Source organism: Flavobacterium sp., assembly GCF_044357305.1.
Classification (GTDB): domain Bacteria; phylum Bacteroidota; class Bacteroidia; order Flavobacteriales; family Flavobacteriaceae; genus Flavobacterium.
This window is the reverse complement of sequence record NZ_JBIKPS010000025.1, coordinates 27,536-44,162: the sequence shown is the minus strand read 5'-3', so window position 1 is coordinate 44,162 and position 16,627 is coordinate 27,536. Positions and strand designations below refer to the sequence as shown.

The 16,627-nt window shown below is 33.1% G+C and carries 12 protein-coding genes; 7 read left to right on the top strand and 5 right to left on the bottom strand.

Annotation, left to right across the window (positions count from 1 at the left end; all coding sequences use genetic code 11):
- A partial coding sequence (locus ACIQ2J_RS12655) for a T9SS type B sorting domain-containing protein (protein WP_396170393.1) occupies window positions 1–1,164 on the top strand: 1,164 nt, incomplete at its 5' end.
- Between the two features lie 562 nt (window positions 1,165–1,726).
- Window positions 1,727–3,499, top strand: a complete 1,773-nt coding sequence (gene rpsA, locus ACIQ2J_RS12650; protein ID WP_396170391.1) for a 30S ribosomal protein S1 — start codon at window positions 1,727–1,729, stop codon at window positions 3,497–3,499.
- 302 nt (window positions 3,500–3,801) lie between these two features.
- On the opposite strand, the gene ACIQ2J_RS12645 is transcribed toward rpsA, so the two are convergent.
- Together ACIQ2J_RS12645 and arsC are read right to left on the bottom strand one after the other, a co-directional pair.
- Window positions 3,802–6,297, bottom strand: coding sequence for a TonB-dependent receptor domain-containing protein (locus ACIQ2J_RS12645; RefSeq protein ID WP_396170389.1), 2,496 nt, complete (start codon window positions 6,295–6,297; stop codon window positions 3,802–3,804).
- 100 nt (window positions 6,298–6,397) lie between these two features.
- Window positions 6,398–6,739: an arsenate reductase (glutaredoxin) gene (gene arsC / locus ACIQ2J_RS12640; protein WP_396170387.1), complete on the bottom strand. Its 342-nt coding sequence runs from the start codon at window positions 6,737–6,739 to the stop codon at window positions 6,398–6,400.
- Between the two features lie 94 nt (window positions 6,740–6,833).
- Here arsC and ACIQ2J_RS12635 point away from each other — a divergent pair, with 94 nt between their 5' ends.
- Entirely contained in the window at window positions 6,834–7,778 is a 945-nt protein-coding gene (locus tag ACIQ2J_RS12635) for a lysostaphin resistance A-like protein (RefSeq protein ID WP_396170385.1), read from the top strand.
- Complete coding sequence (locus ACIQ2J_RS12630; protein ID WP_396170383.1) at window positions 7,771–8,814, top strand: AMP-binding protein; 1,044 nt, start codon at window positions 7,771–7,773, stop codon at window positions 8,812–8,814. Before ACIQ2J_RS12635 ends, ACIQ2J_RS12630 begins: the two co-directional genes overlap by 8 nt.
- Window positions 8,815–8,977: 163 nt before the next feature.
- Here the strand turns inward: ACIQ2J_RS12630 and ACIQ2J_RS12625 are convergent, their stop codons facing one another.
- Together ACIQ2J_RS12625 and ACIQ2J_RS12620 are read right to left on the bottom strand one after the other, a co-directional pair.
- Window positions 8,978–10,597, bottom strand: a complete 1,620-nt coding sequence (locus ACIQ2J_RS12625) for a M1 family metallopeptidase (RefSeq protein WP_396170382.1) — start codon at window positions 10,595–10,597, stop codon at window positions 8,978–8,980.
- A 137-nt stretch (window positions 10,598–10,734) separates the two neighbouring features.
- Window positions 10,735–12,363 (bottom strand): acyl-CoA carboxylase subunit beta, encoded by a 1,629-nt coding sequence (locus tag ACIQ2J_RS12620; protein ID WP_396170380.1) that lies wholly within the window; start codon window positions 12,361–12,363, stop codon window positions 10,735–10,737.
- 150 nt (window positions 12,364–12,513) lie between these two features.
- Here ACIQ2J_RS12620 and ACIQ2J_RS12615 point away from each other — a divergent pair, with 150 nt between their 5' ends.
- From ACIQ2J_RS12615 to ACIQ2J_RS12605, 3 genes are all read left to right on the top strand, one after another.
- Window positions 12,514–13,158 carry a DUF47 domain-containing protein gene (locus tag ACIQ2J_RS12615; protein ID WP_396170397.1) on the top strand — a complete coding sequence of 215 codons (645 nt, stop codon included), beginning with the start codon at window positions 12,514–12,516 and terminating at the stop codon, window positions 13,156–13,158.
- Window positions 13,159–13,184: 26 nt separating this feature from the next.
- Complete coding sequence (locus tag ACIQ2J_RS12610) at window positions 13,185–14,462, top strand: anion permease (RefSeq protein WP_396170378.1); 1,278 nt, start codon at window positions 13,185–13,187, stop codon at window positions 14,460–14,462.
- Between the two features lie 429 nt (window positions 14,463–14,891).
- On the top strand, window positions 14,892–15,239 hold the full coding sequence (locus ACIQ2J_RS12605) for a toxin-antitoxin system YwqK family antitoxin (protein ID WP_396170376.1): 348 nt from the start codon (window positions 14,892–14,894) through the stop codon (window positions 15,237–15,239).
- A gap of 128 nt (window positions 15,240–15,367) precedes the next feature.
- Here ACIQ2J_RS12605 and ACIQ2J_RS12600 read toward each other — a convergent pair whose 3' ends face one another.
- Window positions 15,368–16,552, bottom strand: a complete 1,185-nt coding sequence (locus ACIQ2J_RS12600) for a hypothetical protein (RefSeq protein ID WP_396170374.1) — start codon at window positions 16,550–16,552, stop codon at window positions 15,368–15,370.
- Window positions 16,553–16,627: the final 75 nt, after the last annotated feature.

Below are 16,627 nucleotides of genomic sequence, written 5' to 3'. Positions count from 1 at the left end.
AGCCCTGTATCGCAATTTACTATAATGGTAAATCCAAAACCAACTCTTGCAGTACCATTAGATTATGCTACTTGCGATGATGAGGCAAACGATAACGATGGGTATCATTTATATGCTTTAGATGCATTGATTCCGGATATCTTAGGAGCATCACAAACACTAACCGATTACGATGTGAATTTCTACGATACGCAATACAATCCATTGGCAAACCCACCGCTATTGCCAACAGCAATTACTAACTTGTCAACCTACCAAGCTTATACCCACACTATTTGGGTAGTGGTAAAAAACAAGCTAACGGGTTGCGAACGAATAGCTACTTTTAACCTAACCGTAGAGCAGTATCCACAACCTAAAATTGTGGCAGCTAACAATGTTATTTGTGTAGATTTCAATAACCAACAAGTGGTTAGAGATTTAGTCTTGACAGCTACAAACACCACGCCTTATTTAGGAACTGTGCCAACGTACACCTACCAATGGCTGGATGCTGCAGGAGTTGCTATACCAGGAGCAACAAATTCTACTTATACGGTAAATAATGCCTTTACCAACCAGACAAGTTCCGACTTTAGTGTGGTAATGACTAGTACCGGTTCATTAGCATGTAGTGGAACCTCAAATCCGTTCACCGTGTTGCAATCCGGACAAGCAGTTACTCTGCCAGTAGGAAGCCAAGGATACACGGTTACCAATGCTTTTTCGGAAAACCAAATCATCACAGTTACCGTTACCGGATATGGAACGTATGAATACAGTTTGGATGATGGACCACGCCAAGAAAGCAATGTGTTTGAAAATGTAGGCTTAGGCGAACATTACATTACCGTTTGGGATACCAAAGGCGGCATTGCCATAAGTTGTGATCCATTAGTGATAAACCAGGTGCAAACCATTGATTATCCGCATTATTTTACTCCAAATGGCGATGGTATACACGATACATGGAATATTAGTGGATTACAAAATGATTTTTCAGCAAAAATTTATATATTTGACCGCTTTGGAAAACTAATCAAACAAATCAGTCCGCAAAGCCCAGGATGGGATGGCACCTACAACGGGAACCTAATGTCTTCAACGGATTACTGGTTTACTGTTGACTATAGCGAAGCCGCAGCTTATAAACAATTTAAAGCGCATTTTTCGTTGAAACGATAATAATAAAAAAACTAAAAAGTGCTGGAGCGATTCAGCACTTTTTTTGTGGGATAAATTTGAGATGAGAAACCTCACCCCCGGCTCCTCTCGATTGCTTCATACTTCGCAAAATCAGGAGAGGGGTGCCGGAGCGTTAAAGTATTGTGGAGTGTATCCGATTTTTTTTTGTTTTTTGTTTTTCTTTTGAATTACTATTTTCACAAAAGACATGAACTGTATAGCCCTGACAGAAGTGGAAATCCTGGCATTGCGAACCTAAATAGTTGTAGGAGATTGCTTCGTTACTAGCAATGCCAGATTGCAACGGATGGCAGGAATTACCTTTACTAAAATGCCTGAAGTTTCGCTTCTAATAAAAAACAGTAAGTCTGACATCTATTTTCTTTAATCTGCATTCTATTTTCTTTAATCTTTTTTTGTTGTTTGGTAAAAAAGAATTACTTTTGCACACCTTTTGGCGAAGAAGAGTTTCCTTAAGGTATCAACTATTTATGTAAACACTGCTGCTGTTTTCTATTCGATAATAAACTCAAGAGACCACGGCATACAAATTTTTATCAGCATGTCTGAATTAAACAAAGAACAACAAGATTTTTTAAATGATTTTAACTGGCACAATTACTCTGAAGGTATTGATGTAGTAGATCAAAAAAACTTACAAGAATTTGAAGATTTAGTATCGAAAACTTTTATCGATACCGATCAAGAAGAAGTAGTTGAAGGTGTAGTAGTGAGAATTACAGACCGTGATGCTATTGTTGACATTAACGCAAAATCGGAAGGGGTTATTTCTTTAAACGAATTCCGTTACAATCCAGGATTAAAAGTTGGAGACAAGGTAGAGGTATTGATTGACATCCGTGAGGATAAAACAGGTCAATTGGTTTTATCGCACCGTAAAGCAAGAACTATTAAATCTTGGGATAGAGTTATCTCTGCTAACGAAACAGGTGAAATTGTTACTGGTTTCGTAAAATGTAGAACTAAAGGTGGTATGATTGTTGACGTTTTCGGAATTGAAGCGTTCTTACCAGGTTCACAAATTGATGTGAAACCAATCCGTGATTACGATGTATATGTAAACAAAATGATGGAATTTAAAGTTGTGAAAATTAATCACGAATTTAAAAACGTAGTAGTTTCGCATAAAGCGCTTATTGAAGCAGATATCGAAGTTCAGAAAAAAGAAATTATTGGTCAATTAGAAAAAGGACAAGTATTAGAAGGTGTTGTTAAAAACATTACTTCTTATGGTGTGTTTATTGACTTAGGTGGTGTTGATGGATTAATCCACATTACAGACCTTTCTTGGTCAAGAATTAATCACCCAAGTGAAGTTCTTGAATTGGATCAAAAATTAAACGTAGTTATTCTTGATTTTGATGATGAGAAAACAAGAATCCAATTAGGTTTAAAACAATTAAACGCTCACCCATGGGATGCACTTGGTGCAGAACTTAAAGTTGGTGACAAAGTGAAAGGTAAAGTAGTAGTTATTGCTGATTACGGTGCTTTCATTGAAGTTGCTGAAGGTGTTGAAGGTTTAATTCACGTTTCTGAAATGTCTTGGTCTACGCATTTACGTAGTGCTCAAGATTTCGTTAAAGTTGGAGATGTAGTGGAAGCTGTTATCTTAACTTTAGATAGAGACGAAAGAAAAATGTCATTAGGTATCAAACAATTATCGCAAGATCCTTGGACTGATATTACTTCTAAATATCCTGTAGGTTCTAAACATACTGGTATCGTTAGAAACTTTACTAACTTTGGTATCTTCGTTGAATTAGAAGAAGGTATTGATGGTTTGGTTTATATCTCTGATTTATCTTGGACTAAAAAAATCAAACATCCATCCGAATTTGTAAACGTAGGAGACAAATTGGATGTAGTAGTATTAGAATTAGATGTTGATGGACGTAAATTATCTTTAGGTCATAAACAAACTACTGCTAATCCTTGGGACAAACATGAAGCTGCTTTTGCTGTTGGAACTATCCACAACGGAACAATCTCTGAAATTGTTGACAAAGGTGCTACTGTAGATTTCGGAGAAGATGTAGTTGCGTTTATTCCAACGCGTCACTTAGAAAAAGAAGACGGTAAAAAATTGAAAAAAGGCGATGTAGCTGATTTCAAAGTTATCGAATTTAATAAAGAATTCAAAAGAGTTGTTGCTTCTCATACTGCTATCTTTAGAGAAGAAGAAGAGAAAAACGTGAAAGCAGTTTCAGAATCTGTTTCTTCTAACAACAATTCATCGTCAGCTTCTACTTTAGGAGATAACAATGATATTCTTGCTGAATTGAAAGCTAAAATGGAAAAAGGAGGAAACTAATTCTCTTATTCTTTTAAATACTAAAAGCGCTACAGTAATGTAGCGCTTTTTTTTGGTTGTAATTAGACTATCTTTTTAAGTGTAAAAACAACTTTGTGTTTCTTTGTGGAATCTTCGTGTAACTTCGTGAAATAGTATAGTTTTTTCACCAAGAGCTTTAAGAAACACAAAGGGTCACAAAGAGTCGATTACCAAAAGTATTTGATAAAGCAAATCAAATAATTATTTCTTAAAAATAGCTGTTTTTAAGGAATGACTATATAGAGTAAAATCAGAATTAATTTCTGTAAATATTGATTTTATTATCCTCCAAAATCTCCATTATCGCCTTCGCCTTCTTTTCTTGGTTGTTTTTCTCTGTCGCTTTTTTGTTTGTTAAAACGATAAGTAAATGATAAGTTAATTTGACGTTGTCTGTATTGCATTTCGCTATACGAACTTAAAGTTGGCAAATTAGTTTGAGAAATTCTTTTTCTAGAATTAAAAACGTCGTTTACGTTTAAGGATACTGTTGCTTTATCTTTCAAGATGTCTTTGCTAAATGCTAGGTTAGCAGCAAGTACACCAAGACTTTTTCCTTGAAAGGTGTTTTGTGGTGCATTATAAGTTGCATTGGTTTGCCAATCAATTTTGTAGGGTAAAGTTACTTTAGAGGAAACTCTGGTAAACCAACTTGACGATGCTTTATTTACGTCTTGACTTATTATGTTGGAAGAACCATTAGGAGTATATTGAAAATTACCAACCACAGTGCTTCTAAAAAAGTTAAAATTTCCGTTTAATTTCCACCATTTAAATGGGGTGTAATTCATGTTAAATTCCATTCCGTAACGAGTATCATTATCTAAATTAATTGAAGTAGAAACATAAACCGGAGTATCTACAGGAACTCCATTAATAATAGTACTAACGATATCACCGGTTGGTCTTTTAACAAACTGATATGGATTTTTAGTTTTATTGTAATAAACCGAAGTGGTTACAGTTACTTTTTTAAATTTATTCATATATCCAAAATCTAATGCATCGGTAAAGGATGGATTTAAATCTGGATTTCCTATAAATAGGTTAATGTTACTTGCATAATTATTTGGAAAAGGAATAATAAATCTATTTCTAGGTCTTTCAATACGTTTGCTATAGTTAATAGAAACGGTGCTTTGTTCTGTAATTTGATAGGTTAAAAAAGCACTTGGAAAGTAGTTGCTGTATTTTTTATTTTTGTAAAAATCAGTAAGCAATAATTCACTTTCTATAGAAGAGATCTCGTAGCGCATTCCTAATAAATAAGAAAATTTGCTTATTTTGGATCCAAATTGCGTATACAACGAGTTAATTCTTTCTTTGTAATCAAATTCATTAGTAAAGTTGGTATAAGGAGTGTAATTTCCCAAAGCATCTAGACTGCCAACTCTAAAATCATTATTCATTTCAGTGAAATTTCCGCGATATCCTGCTTCAAATTGGCTGTTTTTTCTAATTGGTAATACGTAATCCGTTTGTAATAAGGTTCTGTTTTGTTTTTGGTAATTTTTAGAAGCTTCAATAAAGGTGTTACTTACAGCTCCAATATATGAATTGGTAATAGTAGAAAAATCGTTGTCTAAATTTCTAGAAAAAGCTCCATCAAAGGTAAGTTTATGACCCTCTTTTTTGAATTTTTTCGTAAAATTAGTAGTGTATTCAATGTTGTTAGAGTAAGTAAACTGATCGTTAAATCTATTAGATACGAAATTGTTATTAGCCGCGTAATTGTTAATTGCATCATTGATAGGGCTTGCTCCATCACTTTTTCTATAAGAAAACACGTTGGTCCAAGTTAAAGTTTTATCTAAAAACCAATCTACTCCAAAGTTGTAATTATATCCTTTTCTTCCAGAGATACGATCAATTCTTTCGTTTGTTGTTTGGTAGACAGTTCCAGCGGAGTTAATATAATCGGAATCGGTTAACGTTTTTCCGGGGGCTTTACTATCGTTGTATCCTAAAGTAGTAAAAACATTGAAATTTTGACTTTTAAAATTGATGGTTCCTGTTGTACTATAGTTTTTAGGGTTTCCCGCTGTAGCAATAAAAGTTCCATTAAGCCCATTGCTTTTACCTTTTTTTAGAACAATATTAATTATCCCACCACCACCTTCGGCATCATAACGAGCCGATGGATTGGTAATTACTTCAACTTTATCTAACGCATCTGCTGAAATGCTTTTCAAAGCATCTGCTATATTGATGGAATTAGAAGGTCTTCCATCTATTAATATTTTAACATTATCGTTTCCACGCAAACTAACATTTCCATCCCCATCAACAGAAACGGAAGGTACATTATCTAAAACGTCACTAGCAGTACCTCCTTTAACGGTCATGTCTTGTCCTACATTGTATATTTTTTTATCAAGTTTTATTTCTACTGTAGATTTTTCTCTAGTAATAACTACATCCTTAAGTTGCGTAGCGTCCGGTTGTAATGAAATTGTTCCTAAATTAGTATCTGTTGTGATTGTTTTATTTTTGATTTCCAAAGATTTGAAGGAAATAAATTCAATTTTCACATTGTAAACGCCAGGAGTGGCATCAAAACTAAAATCGCCCGTTGCATTAGTTATCCCCCCAGCAGTAATTTTATTGGTAGTAATATTAACTAAGGATATTGTACTATATTCTAATGGTTGTGAAGTACCTTTTTCAATTACTTTTCCAGTAATTTTAATTTTAATCCCTTCTGGTCTTTTTTGAGAATAATTGATTAAAGTGGCTAATAATAAACTTAAAGTTAAATAAAATTTAAATTTTTTCATGATTGGATGTTGATTTTCCTGTATGCTTATAGGACTACAAAATTAAACATTCGTTTAACTATCCCATCATAAAGGTTTGTTAAAAGTATTTACGATTAGCTTAAAAAATCTCTTTTATTCTTTCTAAAGGTCTTGCTATTACTGCTTTTTCGCCATATACTGCAATGGGACGTATCATCAATATTGGATGGTCTACCATAGATTGAATAATTTCTGTATCCGATAAATTTCTACTCTTATAATTTTCTACCCATATAGATTCTTTGGTTCGAATTAATTCGATTGGAGTTAGTTTCAATTTTCTAATTAGTTCACTTAATTCGTTGAAATTTAACGGATTTTCAAGATATTTTACAACTTTAAATTGATGATTGGAAGTTTCTATAAAAGCCAAACATTCTCTAGATTTTCCGCATCTTGGATTGTGGTAAATTGTTATCATTTTTTTTTAATAAAGTAAGGATTTCTATTTTTTTTGTAGTATTTTAGTCGTTGCAAATGTAGTATTTGTAGTGTTAAAAATTTAAAAATAGCATATGTTTATTGAACAAGGAATAAAAAAAAGCAATGAATTTTGGAAATATATTTTAGGTTCCATTTTAATCATTGGCGCTGCTACTTTAGGTCAAATTCCTTTGGGGATAGCAGTTGCTTTTAAATCATTGAAATCTGGTAAAATCCCTACAAATCCTAATGATGCTATTAATTTATTAGATTCTAATCTTTCTCTTTTTCTAATAATGCTATCGTTTGTTTTTGGGTTTTTAGGGCTGTTTTTGGTAGTGAAGTATTTTCACAAACAAACTTTATTAGAAATAACTACTTCAAGAAAAAAAATCGATTGGAGTAGGGTGTTTCTCTCTTTCGGATTATGGTCTTTGTTTACAATTGCAACTACTTTTATAACTTACTACTGCAGTCCAGGGGAATTAGTTTGGAATTTCAAACCCGTTCCGTTTGCGATTTTATTTGTTATTGCAACCCTATTAATTCCAATTCAAACAAGTACCGAAGAGTATATTTTTAGAGGCTACTTAATGCAAGGATTTGCTAATTTAGCTAAGAATAAATGGTTTCCATTAGTTATGACTTCCGTTATTTTTGGATCGATGCACATATTAAATCCAGAAGTGGAAAAAATGGGTTATTTTGTTTTGGTTTATTACATAGGAACCGGTTTGTTTTTAGGCATCCTAACTTTAATGGATGAAGGCATTGAATTATCCCTTGGTTTTCATGCTGCCAATAATTTAATTACCGCTCTATTAGTAACTTCCGATTGGACTGCTTTGCGAACCAATTCCATTTTTAAAGATACTTCTATACCCGGTGGAACAATGGAAATTATTATTCCAGTGTTGTTAATTTATCCAATTCTATTATTTATCTTTAGTAGAAAATACCAATGGACCAATTGGAAAGAAAAATTAACCGGAAATATAATTCAAGAAAATAATATAAATACCGAATATCATGAATAGTCCAACGTATGAAAATGTTCACAATCATTTTAAATTAAACGGTTTTCACCTTAACAGAGAAGATTTATGCCGTGTTGCCTATAGTTTTATAAAAGAAGGTGAAGATTTTGAAAAACCAGTTGGTGATTTTCTTTTAGATTGGTTTGATAGCAAGCCCTATATAGAAATGCAAACATCTGGTTCAACAGGAACTCCTAAAATAGTTAAAGTAGATAAACAAGCGATGGTCAATTCGGCAATTGCAACCGGAGATTTCTTTGATTTACATTCTGGGGATAGAGCACTTCAATGTTTACCTGTGAAATATGTAGCTGGAAAAATGATGTTAATTCGATCTATTGTTTTAGGATTAGATTTAGATTTTGTTGCTCCAACTTCCCATCCAATGGAAGGCTTGGATGACAAATACGACTTTGTTGCTATGGTGCCAATGCAAGCACAAAATTCGCTTAAAGAATTGCGTAATGTAAAAAAACTAATTGTTGGTGGTGCTAGAATTAGTACTTCTCTTGAAAAAGAATTAATGAAATTGCCAACCGAGGTTTACGAAACTTATGGTATGACCGAAACCATAACCCATATTGCTGCCAAACGAGTAGGGGAAAAGGTTTTTACTGTTTTACCTCATGTCACTATTTCGTATGATGATAGAAATTGTTTGGTAATTCACGCGCCTAAAATCATTGCGGAGGATACTGTTGTTACTAATGATTTGGTAGAATTGGTTAATGAAAACCAATTTAAGTTTTTAGGTCGAATTGATAACGTAATTAATAGTGGTGGTGTTAAAATTATGCCCGAACAAGTAGAACGAAAATTAGATGGAAAACTAGACAGACGCTTTTTTATTACTTCCAAAGAAGATAAAGAGCTAGGCGAAAAAGTTATTATGGCGGTAGAAGGAGAGCCTTTTGTATTGGATACTACTATTTTTGATTCTTTAGATAAATACGAACACCCTAGAGAAATTCTATTTGTTTCTAAATTTAAAGAAACTGAAAACGGGAAAGTATTGCGCAAAGAAAGTCTGAAATAATTAGCGTTTTAAATCGTAAAAAAAAGCTGACACGAATTTCACTAATTGGCACGAATTAGTAATACTTAAAATTACATAAATTTAATTTGCTTCAGCAAATTAGTGAAATCAATAATCTAAAATAGATTAGTGTAAATTTGTGATATTTGTGTTGAAAAACTTTTTACTCTTTATTTATATTCACATAAAAATCATTGGTGAGCACTTCAACTTCGTCAAGGGATTTTATATTAATGCTGGAGTTTGACCACTCTAGGGTTGGCTGAATTCGTATTTGTTTTCCGTTAACTTTAATGTCTACAGGCATATTGAAATTGGATTCGGTAACAGTCCAACGGTATTCTAATTTATTTTTATTTATTCGTATTAATAATTCTGGAATAGTAGCATGTCTTAAATACTGATTAAAGATAGTTGTTAAATCCGACCCGCTTTCGGTGTTAAAGAAATTGACTACTGTTGCAGTATCAATTATTTTATGACGAAAGGTATTAGAATAATCTAACAAAATTTTCCACCACAAATCATCGTTGTGAATTACATGACGTAAAGTGTTTAATAACAAAGCGCCTTTGTAATACATATCTCCAGATCCTTCTTTGTTTACACCAAAAGGACCAATGATAGGTTTGTCATTACTTACGTTTTGCTTCATTCCATTCATGTATTTTTGTGCTATTTCGGCACCAAATTGACATTCAAGATAGACTACTTCGGTATACATGGTGAAGCCTTCGTGAATCCACATGTCTGCAATATCTTTGGCGGTTATGCTGTTTCCAAACCATTCGTGTCCACTTTCATGGATGGTGATGTAGTCAAATAACAATCCAATTCCAGTCTCTGATAAATCGCTTCCTAAATAACCATTCGTGTATTTATTCCCATAAGCAACAGCACTTTGGTGTTCCATACCTAAATAAGGAGTTTCAACCAATTTGTATCCATCTTCTTTAAAAGGATAGGCTCCGAATTTACTTTGAAAACAAGTAAGCATAAGTTTTGCTTGTAGAAAATGGGTTTTAGCTTTCACTTCATTTTCTTTTAATACATAGTAATCTAAATCTAAATCTTCTAGATTATCGTGTAGGTGAGCATAATCGGCAATATTTACCGTAATATCATAGGTGTTAATAGGGTTTTTGACTTCCCAATCCCAGCGGGTATATCCGTTTTTTAAGTTTTCACTACCCATTAATCTTCCGTTAGAAACATTCATAAGACCATTCGGAACTGCCACTTTTATGGTCGCTCCATTATCGGGTTCATCGCTTTGGGAATCTTTACACGGATACCATAAACTAGCTCCAGTTCCTTGACAAGTAACACCAATCCATGGTTTTCTTAGTTTGTCTTTGGTGAAAACAAATCCGCCATCCCAAGGAGCGTGTTTTGCAATAATAGGTTTTCCGGAATAGTAAAAGCGAATTTTTTCCTCAGTACCACTATTCAAATTAGTAGGGAAATTAATGAAAACAGCATTAAATTCTCTTTTGTATTCTAATTTCTTAGAATTAAAAACAATCGAATCTACTCGCATGTTATCAAATAAATCTACTTGAATTTTTTTAGTATCGGAAACTACTTTAAAACTAATTTCATTATAACCAACAATTGATTTTTCTTCAATATTAATTTTGATATTCAAGTCGTATCGCAACACATCAAAACAAGTTCGTTCGGCTCGTAAACCTCCTTGAAGGGAATCTTTCCGTGTAAAGGTTTGAGAAAATACAGTTTGAAAGCTAATTAAAGTTAAACCAATAATAATGATTTTTTTCATGGTGATGATTTAAAAATTAATTAATGGTTGGTTTTTGATATAAACTCTATAATGTTAAATCTACTTGATGAATATTTTTAACCACAAGAGTTACAAAAGTTTTTAATTTTTCTTTGTGTCTTTTGTGGTAAAAAATATTAAACTTGTATAACTCCTAAATTAAACTTTTTCTCAATAGGGGAGTGGTTGGCTGCTTCAATTCCCATAGAAATCCAGGTTCTGGTATCTAGTGGATCAATGATGGCATCGGTCCATAATCTGGAAGCTGCATAATAAGGAGAAACTTGCTCGTCGTAGCGTGCTTTTATTTTGTCAAACAATTCTTTTTCTTTCACTTCATCAATCACTTCGCCTTTGGCTTTTAGTGAAGAGGCTTCAATTTGTGCCAATACTTTAGCGGCTTGCGTGCCACCCATTACTGCAAGTTCGGCACTTGGCCAAGCAAAAATCAATCTCGGGTCGTAGGCTTTTCCGCACATGGCATAATTTCCTGCGCCATAGGAATTTCCCACAATAACCGTGAATTTTGGCACGACCGAATTGGCTACGGCATTCACCATTTTGGCGCCATCTTTAATGATTCCTCCATGTTCACTTTTGGAACCTACCATAAATCCGGTAACGTCTTGCACGAATACCAATGGAATTTTCTTTTGGTTACAATTGGCAATAAATCGTGTTGCTTTATCTGCAGAATCCGAATAGATTACACCGCCAAATTGTATTTCGCCTTTTTTAGTTTTCGAAACAATACGTTGGTTGGCAACAATTCCCACTGCCCAACCATCAATTCTGGCATAACAGGTTATAATTGATTTTCCATAATCTTCTTTGTACATGTCCATCTCCGAATTGTCTACCAATCGCTTGATGATTTCTAGCATGTCGTATTGTTCGGTGCGCACTTTAGGGATAATTCCGTAAATATCTTGTTCGTCTAATGCAGGTTTTTCTGATTTAACTCTATTAAATCCTGCTTTATCATAATCACCAATTTTACCTACAATACTTTTAATTCTGTCCAAAGCATCTTTATCGTCTTTGGCTTTATAATCGGTAACGCCCGAAATTTCACAATGGGTTGTTGCACCACCAAGGGTTTCGTTGTCAATATTTTCGCCAATGGCAGCTTTTACTAAATAACTTCCGGCAAGAAAAATGCTTCCGGTTTTATCAACAATCATGGCTTCGTCGCTCATAATAGGAAGGTAAGCACCACCAGCAACACAACTTCCCATAACAGCAGCTATTTGCGTAATTCCCATGCTACTCATTTGGGCATTGTTTCTAAAAATACGGCCGAAATGTTCTTTATCTGGAAAAATTTCATCTTGCATTGGCAAATAAACACCAGCAGAATCGACTAAATAGATAATTGGTAAACGGTTTTCCATTGCAATTTCTTGCGCACGAAGATTTTTCTTAGCCGTAATCGGAAACCAAGCACCGGCTTTAACGGTTGCATCATTCGCAACGACAATACATTGCTTGCCTTGGATGTATCCAATTTTCACAACTACTCCGCCGGAAGGGCAGCCTCCATGTTCAGCATACATTCCGTCTCCAACAAAAGCACCAATTTCAATACATTTTGCTTTAGCATCCAATAAATAATCAATTCGTTCCCGAGCCGTCATCTTGCCCTCGGCATGCAGTTTTTCTATTCTTTTTTCTCCACCACCTAGTTTCAGTTTGGCAAATCGGTGTTTTAAAACGGATAAAAAAAGTTTATTGTGGTCCTCGTTTTTGTTGAAGTTAAGATTCATTATTTTTTTGGTTTTTTATTAGGCTAAGATACATAAATCGTTTTCAAATGAAATGGTTGATTTATAATAAAAATACCAAACTATTTTAAAATAATTTAATATTCACTTAACATTAGAAATATACATTTGCAGGATTAAAAATCACTTATGATGACATTAAATAATATTTTTCAGTTTCTAGTTCCTAAAGATAAAAAATTCTTTCCATTATTTGAACAAGCATCCGCTAATTTAGTAGTTCTAGCAGAAGCTCTTCATGAAGCTGTAAATGCACCCAAATTAGAACGGGAAGATTATTTTAAGAAAATAGAAGAACTTGAGGCTATAATTGAAGAAATTACACACCAAACTCATTTAGAGTTAAGTAGAAATTTCATCACTCCATTTGATAGAGAAGATATTCACTCTTTAATTAAAGCAATTGATAATGTTGCAGATAATATGCATGGTGCTGCAAGCAGAATGCGATTGTACCAAGTAGAAAAAATCACAAAATCCATTAGAAAGTTAACCGAAATTAATTTGGAAGCTTGCCAATTGATAAGCGTTGGAATTAAGGAGCTTAAAGATATGGATAATCCGAAAGCTATTAAAGAAACTTGCAAGAAAATTAATAAATTAGAAAGCAAAGCAGATTCTGTTTTTGATAAAGCAGTTGCGGATATTTTTGAAAATGAAACAGATGCTAAAAATATCATTAAATATAAAGAAGTACTTTCAGCATTGGAAATGGCTTCTGATAAATGTAAAAGTGTTTCTAACGTAATGGAGCAAATAGCTGTAAAACACTCTTAATAATACTATAATTTAGACATTCCAATATGACTTTACTAATTATAATTATAGTACTTTCTCTTTTATTTGATTATATTAATGGTTTTCACGATGCGGCTAATTCTATTGCTACAATTGTTGCCACTAAAGTATTAACCCCATTTCAAGCCGTTTTATGGGCTGCTTTTTTTAATTTCTTAGCCTACTGGGTTTTCGGATTTGGAGTTGCCGATACGGTTGCCAAAACTGCAAAATCGGAGAATATTGATTTAACGGTAATTCTTGCAGGGGTTATCGCTGCAATTATTTGGAATTTAATTACTTGGTGGAAGGGAATCCCTTCTTCCTCTTCCCATACTTTAATAGGTGGTTTTGCGGGTGCAGCAGTTGCTCATGCGGGATTTCATGTGGTAAATTGGTATAAACCAGGTGAAGACGGCAGCTTGCCTTCGGGAGTAGCTGTAGTTTTAGCCTTTATTGTTTTAGCTCCTTTATTAGGAATGATAATTTCCTATTTTATTTCTATTTGGATGATGTATGCTTCCAAAAAGAATATTACACCAAAAATAATTACCTTATTCCTAATGGCTTTGGTAGTTTGGTTTTTATCTGCAGTAATGAAATTTGATCTTGAAAAACCTAGATGTGAAAATCACTTTTTGGCTATTCTTATAGAACCATCCAATATTAAATGGTTGTTAGTAGGAATTATATTTTTTAGTCTTGCAATTTTTAATTTAATTTTCAGTAGTCTTTCAACCGCTAAAGCAGAAAAAGTGCTTAAGAAAATGCAATTACTATCCTCAGCATCTTTTAGTTTAGGTCATGGTGGAAATGATTCTCAAAAAGTTATGGGTATTATTGCAGCAGCGGTTGCAGTATATATTCATAGCAATGGTGTATCAGTAGATTCTATGCCCGAATGGTTGCAAGTAGTGTTACCAAATGAAAAAGACGGTATAAAAGCACAAATGCCAGAATGGATTCCTATTGCTTGTTATTCTGCAATTGCTGCAGGAACTTTAAGCGGTGGTTGGAAAATTGTTAAAACAATGGGTTCTAAAATAACAAAAGTTAATGCTTTTGAAGGAGTAGTTGCAGAATCTGCAGGTGCTCTAACCTTATTTATGACAGAGCATTTTAAAATACCAGTATCTACTACACACACAATTACTGGATCTATTATTGGAGTAGGTATCACTAAAAGAGTTTCTGCAGTTCGATGGGGAATTACTGTTAAGCTTATCTGGGCATGGGTATTAACAATTCCTGTTTCAGCGTTAATTGCAGCATTAGTTTATTATGCTTTGAATATGTTTTTATAACAAGTAAAATTTTTATTTAATTTATAAAAGTTTCAGGAAGTAAAATTCTTGAAACTTTTTTTTTTAAAGCAAAGACGTATTTAATACTTTATCCTTTCCAACTTTGCGATTTTACAAGTATTGATTTAATTTTAATTCTTTGTGCTTTCAGCTTAACCATTTAATTAGTTAGCATATTCGGACACTAATAACCAAATATTAAAAATTGTAAATAGATTATCTATTATTGTTACTTATTTTGATTCACATTTATAATTCAATAAGTTGCATTTTAATTCATTTCACTCTGGCGTATATAGATTTGAGCATATTTCAATTTTTTTTTTATTAAACCTCTCCAATGTTATCAAATTGTTAAGAAAAAGTTTTTTTATTGTAAAATAATTTTTATATTTGCTATAGAAAAATAATTAAATAACACAAAATACTATGAAAAAGATATTTATAATCGCGGTAATGATGGTTTCAGGAGTTATGTTTGCTCAAGGTGAACCACAATTAGAAGTTGTTGGACAATTAGTAAAAGCAACTTATTATTATGATAATGGAAATGTGCAACAAGTAGGTTTCTTTAAAGATGGAAAATTAGAAGGAAAATGGACATCCTATAATGAAAATGGAAGCATTAAAATTATAGCGGAGTATGTTGATGGACAAAAATCTGGAAAATGGCAATATTTTGATAATGCTGTTGCAGTGAGAGAAGTAGATTATAATAAAAATCAAATTGCGTCTGTGAAAGTTATTAAACAAAACACTATTGCAGATAAAAATTAATTTTATAATACAATGAAAAAAAGCTCATCCATTGGATGAGCTTTTTTTGTACATTTTTACAAATATTTTAAATAAATAAATAAAAAAACCTCCAATAGGAGGCTTTTTGAACTATAAAATAATTTTATTTATTGTAGAAGATTAACTCCACCAACAGTTGACCATGCTCCAGTTGTAATAGAAGCTCCTGTTGCAGTTGTACTTGTAGTAAATTGTCCTGTAGGAAAAGAAACACTAATTGCAGATATTGCTCCAACTGGAACGATTTGCGTAGTATTTGATATCTTTACATTAGTTAATTTGATTTTAGAACCATTAACTTGGTTGTTGTTAGTTGTAACATCTTGAATTTTAACTGCAGCACCTTGATAAGTTGTTGTTCCTTCTGTATAATTTCCGTATCCGTCGATTACTACATTGTCAAATTCACCATTACCTTCTTTTTTGAATTGAAAAGCATCTATTTCAATTGCTCCAGCTACTTCAGGAGTACAACCTGCTAATCTTTTTAAAGTAATACCAGTTACTTTTGGCCAAAAAGCATTGTTATTATTTGAAGTTTCAATTTCAATTCCAAAGTTACCTTTAGTAACTTGAAGACCATACCAGTTTGAATTTAATTCCCCTTTCCAACCATCTTGCCAATCGAATGCATCGTCATAATTTCCGTAAGAGATTGCGTTTGTCATACTTGCTGTACCGCCATAGAATTCAAAACCATCATCAGCTCCTCTGTAAGAAACTAAATGGTCTAATGTAGTACCTTTACCAACAGAATAAAATGAAAAACCGTTTAATTCTTTTGTTCCATCTGCAAGCTTAGAACCTGCATATTCTACTCTAGCATAAGTTAATGACCCACCGTTGTGAAATTCATTTGTTCCACCATAAGGTAATGCATTACCGTCTTCTGAAGTTGAAGTAACTGCAGCACCAATTGCATTAATTGGAGCATCACCATACATGATTATACCACCCCAAGACCCTGGTACTCCTGATTTTTCAGTAAAAACAACTGGTTGTGCAGCTGTTCCATTAATATAAAGTTTAGCGCCATTTTTTACAACTAATGCATTATCTCCTGTTGTTTTGTCGCAAGTGATTGTTGATCCTGCTGCAAAAGTTACTATTGCTCCAGATTCAATTTTTACAATTCCTTTTAACGTGTAACTACCCAATGGATACGTTATGCTAGTTGTAATAATCCCTGTAATTTCACCAGTAACAACTGGAGTAGTCGTATCATCATCACTACTTGTGCAACTTGTAAAAGCAGCTGCTAAAATTGCCAAACTTAAAATAATTTTTTTCATTGTGTTAGTATTAATTTGTTGTTTAAATTCTTATACAAAGATAATAGCACTTGTTTTCTTTTAAGTTATCTAAAG

Excerpts from the sequence above, each read along its gene's own strand:
- ACIQ2J_RS12630 (WP_396170383.1), top strand. The coding sequence starts at position 7,771 with ATGAATAGTCCAACGTATGAAAATGTTCACAATCATTTTAAATTAAAC.
- arsC (WP_396170387.1), bottom strand. The coding sequence starts at position 6,739 with ATGATAACAATTTACCACAATCCAAGATGCGGAAAATCTAGAGAATGT.
- ACIQ2J_RS12645 (WP_396170389.1), bottom strand. The coding sequence starts at position 6,297 with ATGAAAAAATTTAAATTTTATTTAACTTTAAGTTTATTATTAGCCACT.
- ACIQ2J_RS12605 (WP_396170376.1), top strand. The coding sequence starts at position 14,892 with ATGAAAAAGATATTTATAATCGCGGTAATGATGGTTTCAGGAGTTATG.
- ACIQ2J_RS12600 (WP_396170374.1), bottom strand. The coding sequence starts at position 16,552 with ATGAAAAAAATTATTTTAAGTTTGGCAATTTTAGCAGCTGCTTTTACA.
- rpsA (WP_396170391.1), top strand. The coding sequence starts at position 1,727 with ATGTCTGAATTAAACAAAGAACAACAAGATTTTTTAAATGATTTTAAC.
- ACIQ2J_RS12620 (WP_396170380.1), bottom strand. The coding sequence starts at position 12,363 with ATGAATCTTAACTTCAACAAAAACGAGGACCACAATAAACTTTTTTTA.
- ACIQ2J_RS12625 (WP_396170382.1), bottom strand. The coding sequence starts at position 10,597 with ATGAAAAAAATCATTATTATTGGTTTAACTTTAATTAGCTTTCAAACT.
- ACIQ2J_RS12635 (WP_396170385.1), top strand. The coding sequence starts at position 6,834 with ATGTTTATTGAACAAGGAATAAAAAAAAGCAATGAATTTTGGAAATAT.
- ACIQ2J_RS12610 (WP_396170378.1), top strand. The coding sequence starts at position 13,185 with ATGACTTTACTAATTATAATTATAGTACTTTCTCTTTTATTTGATTAT.
- ACIQ2J_RS12615 (WP_396170397.1), top strand. The coding sequence starts at position 12,514 with ATGACATTAAATAATATTTTTCAGTTTCTAGTTCCTAAAGATAAAAAA.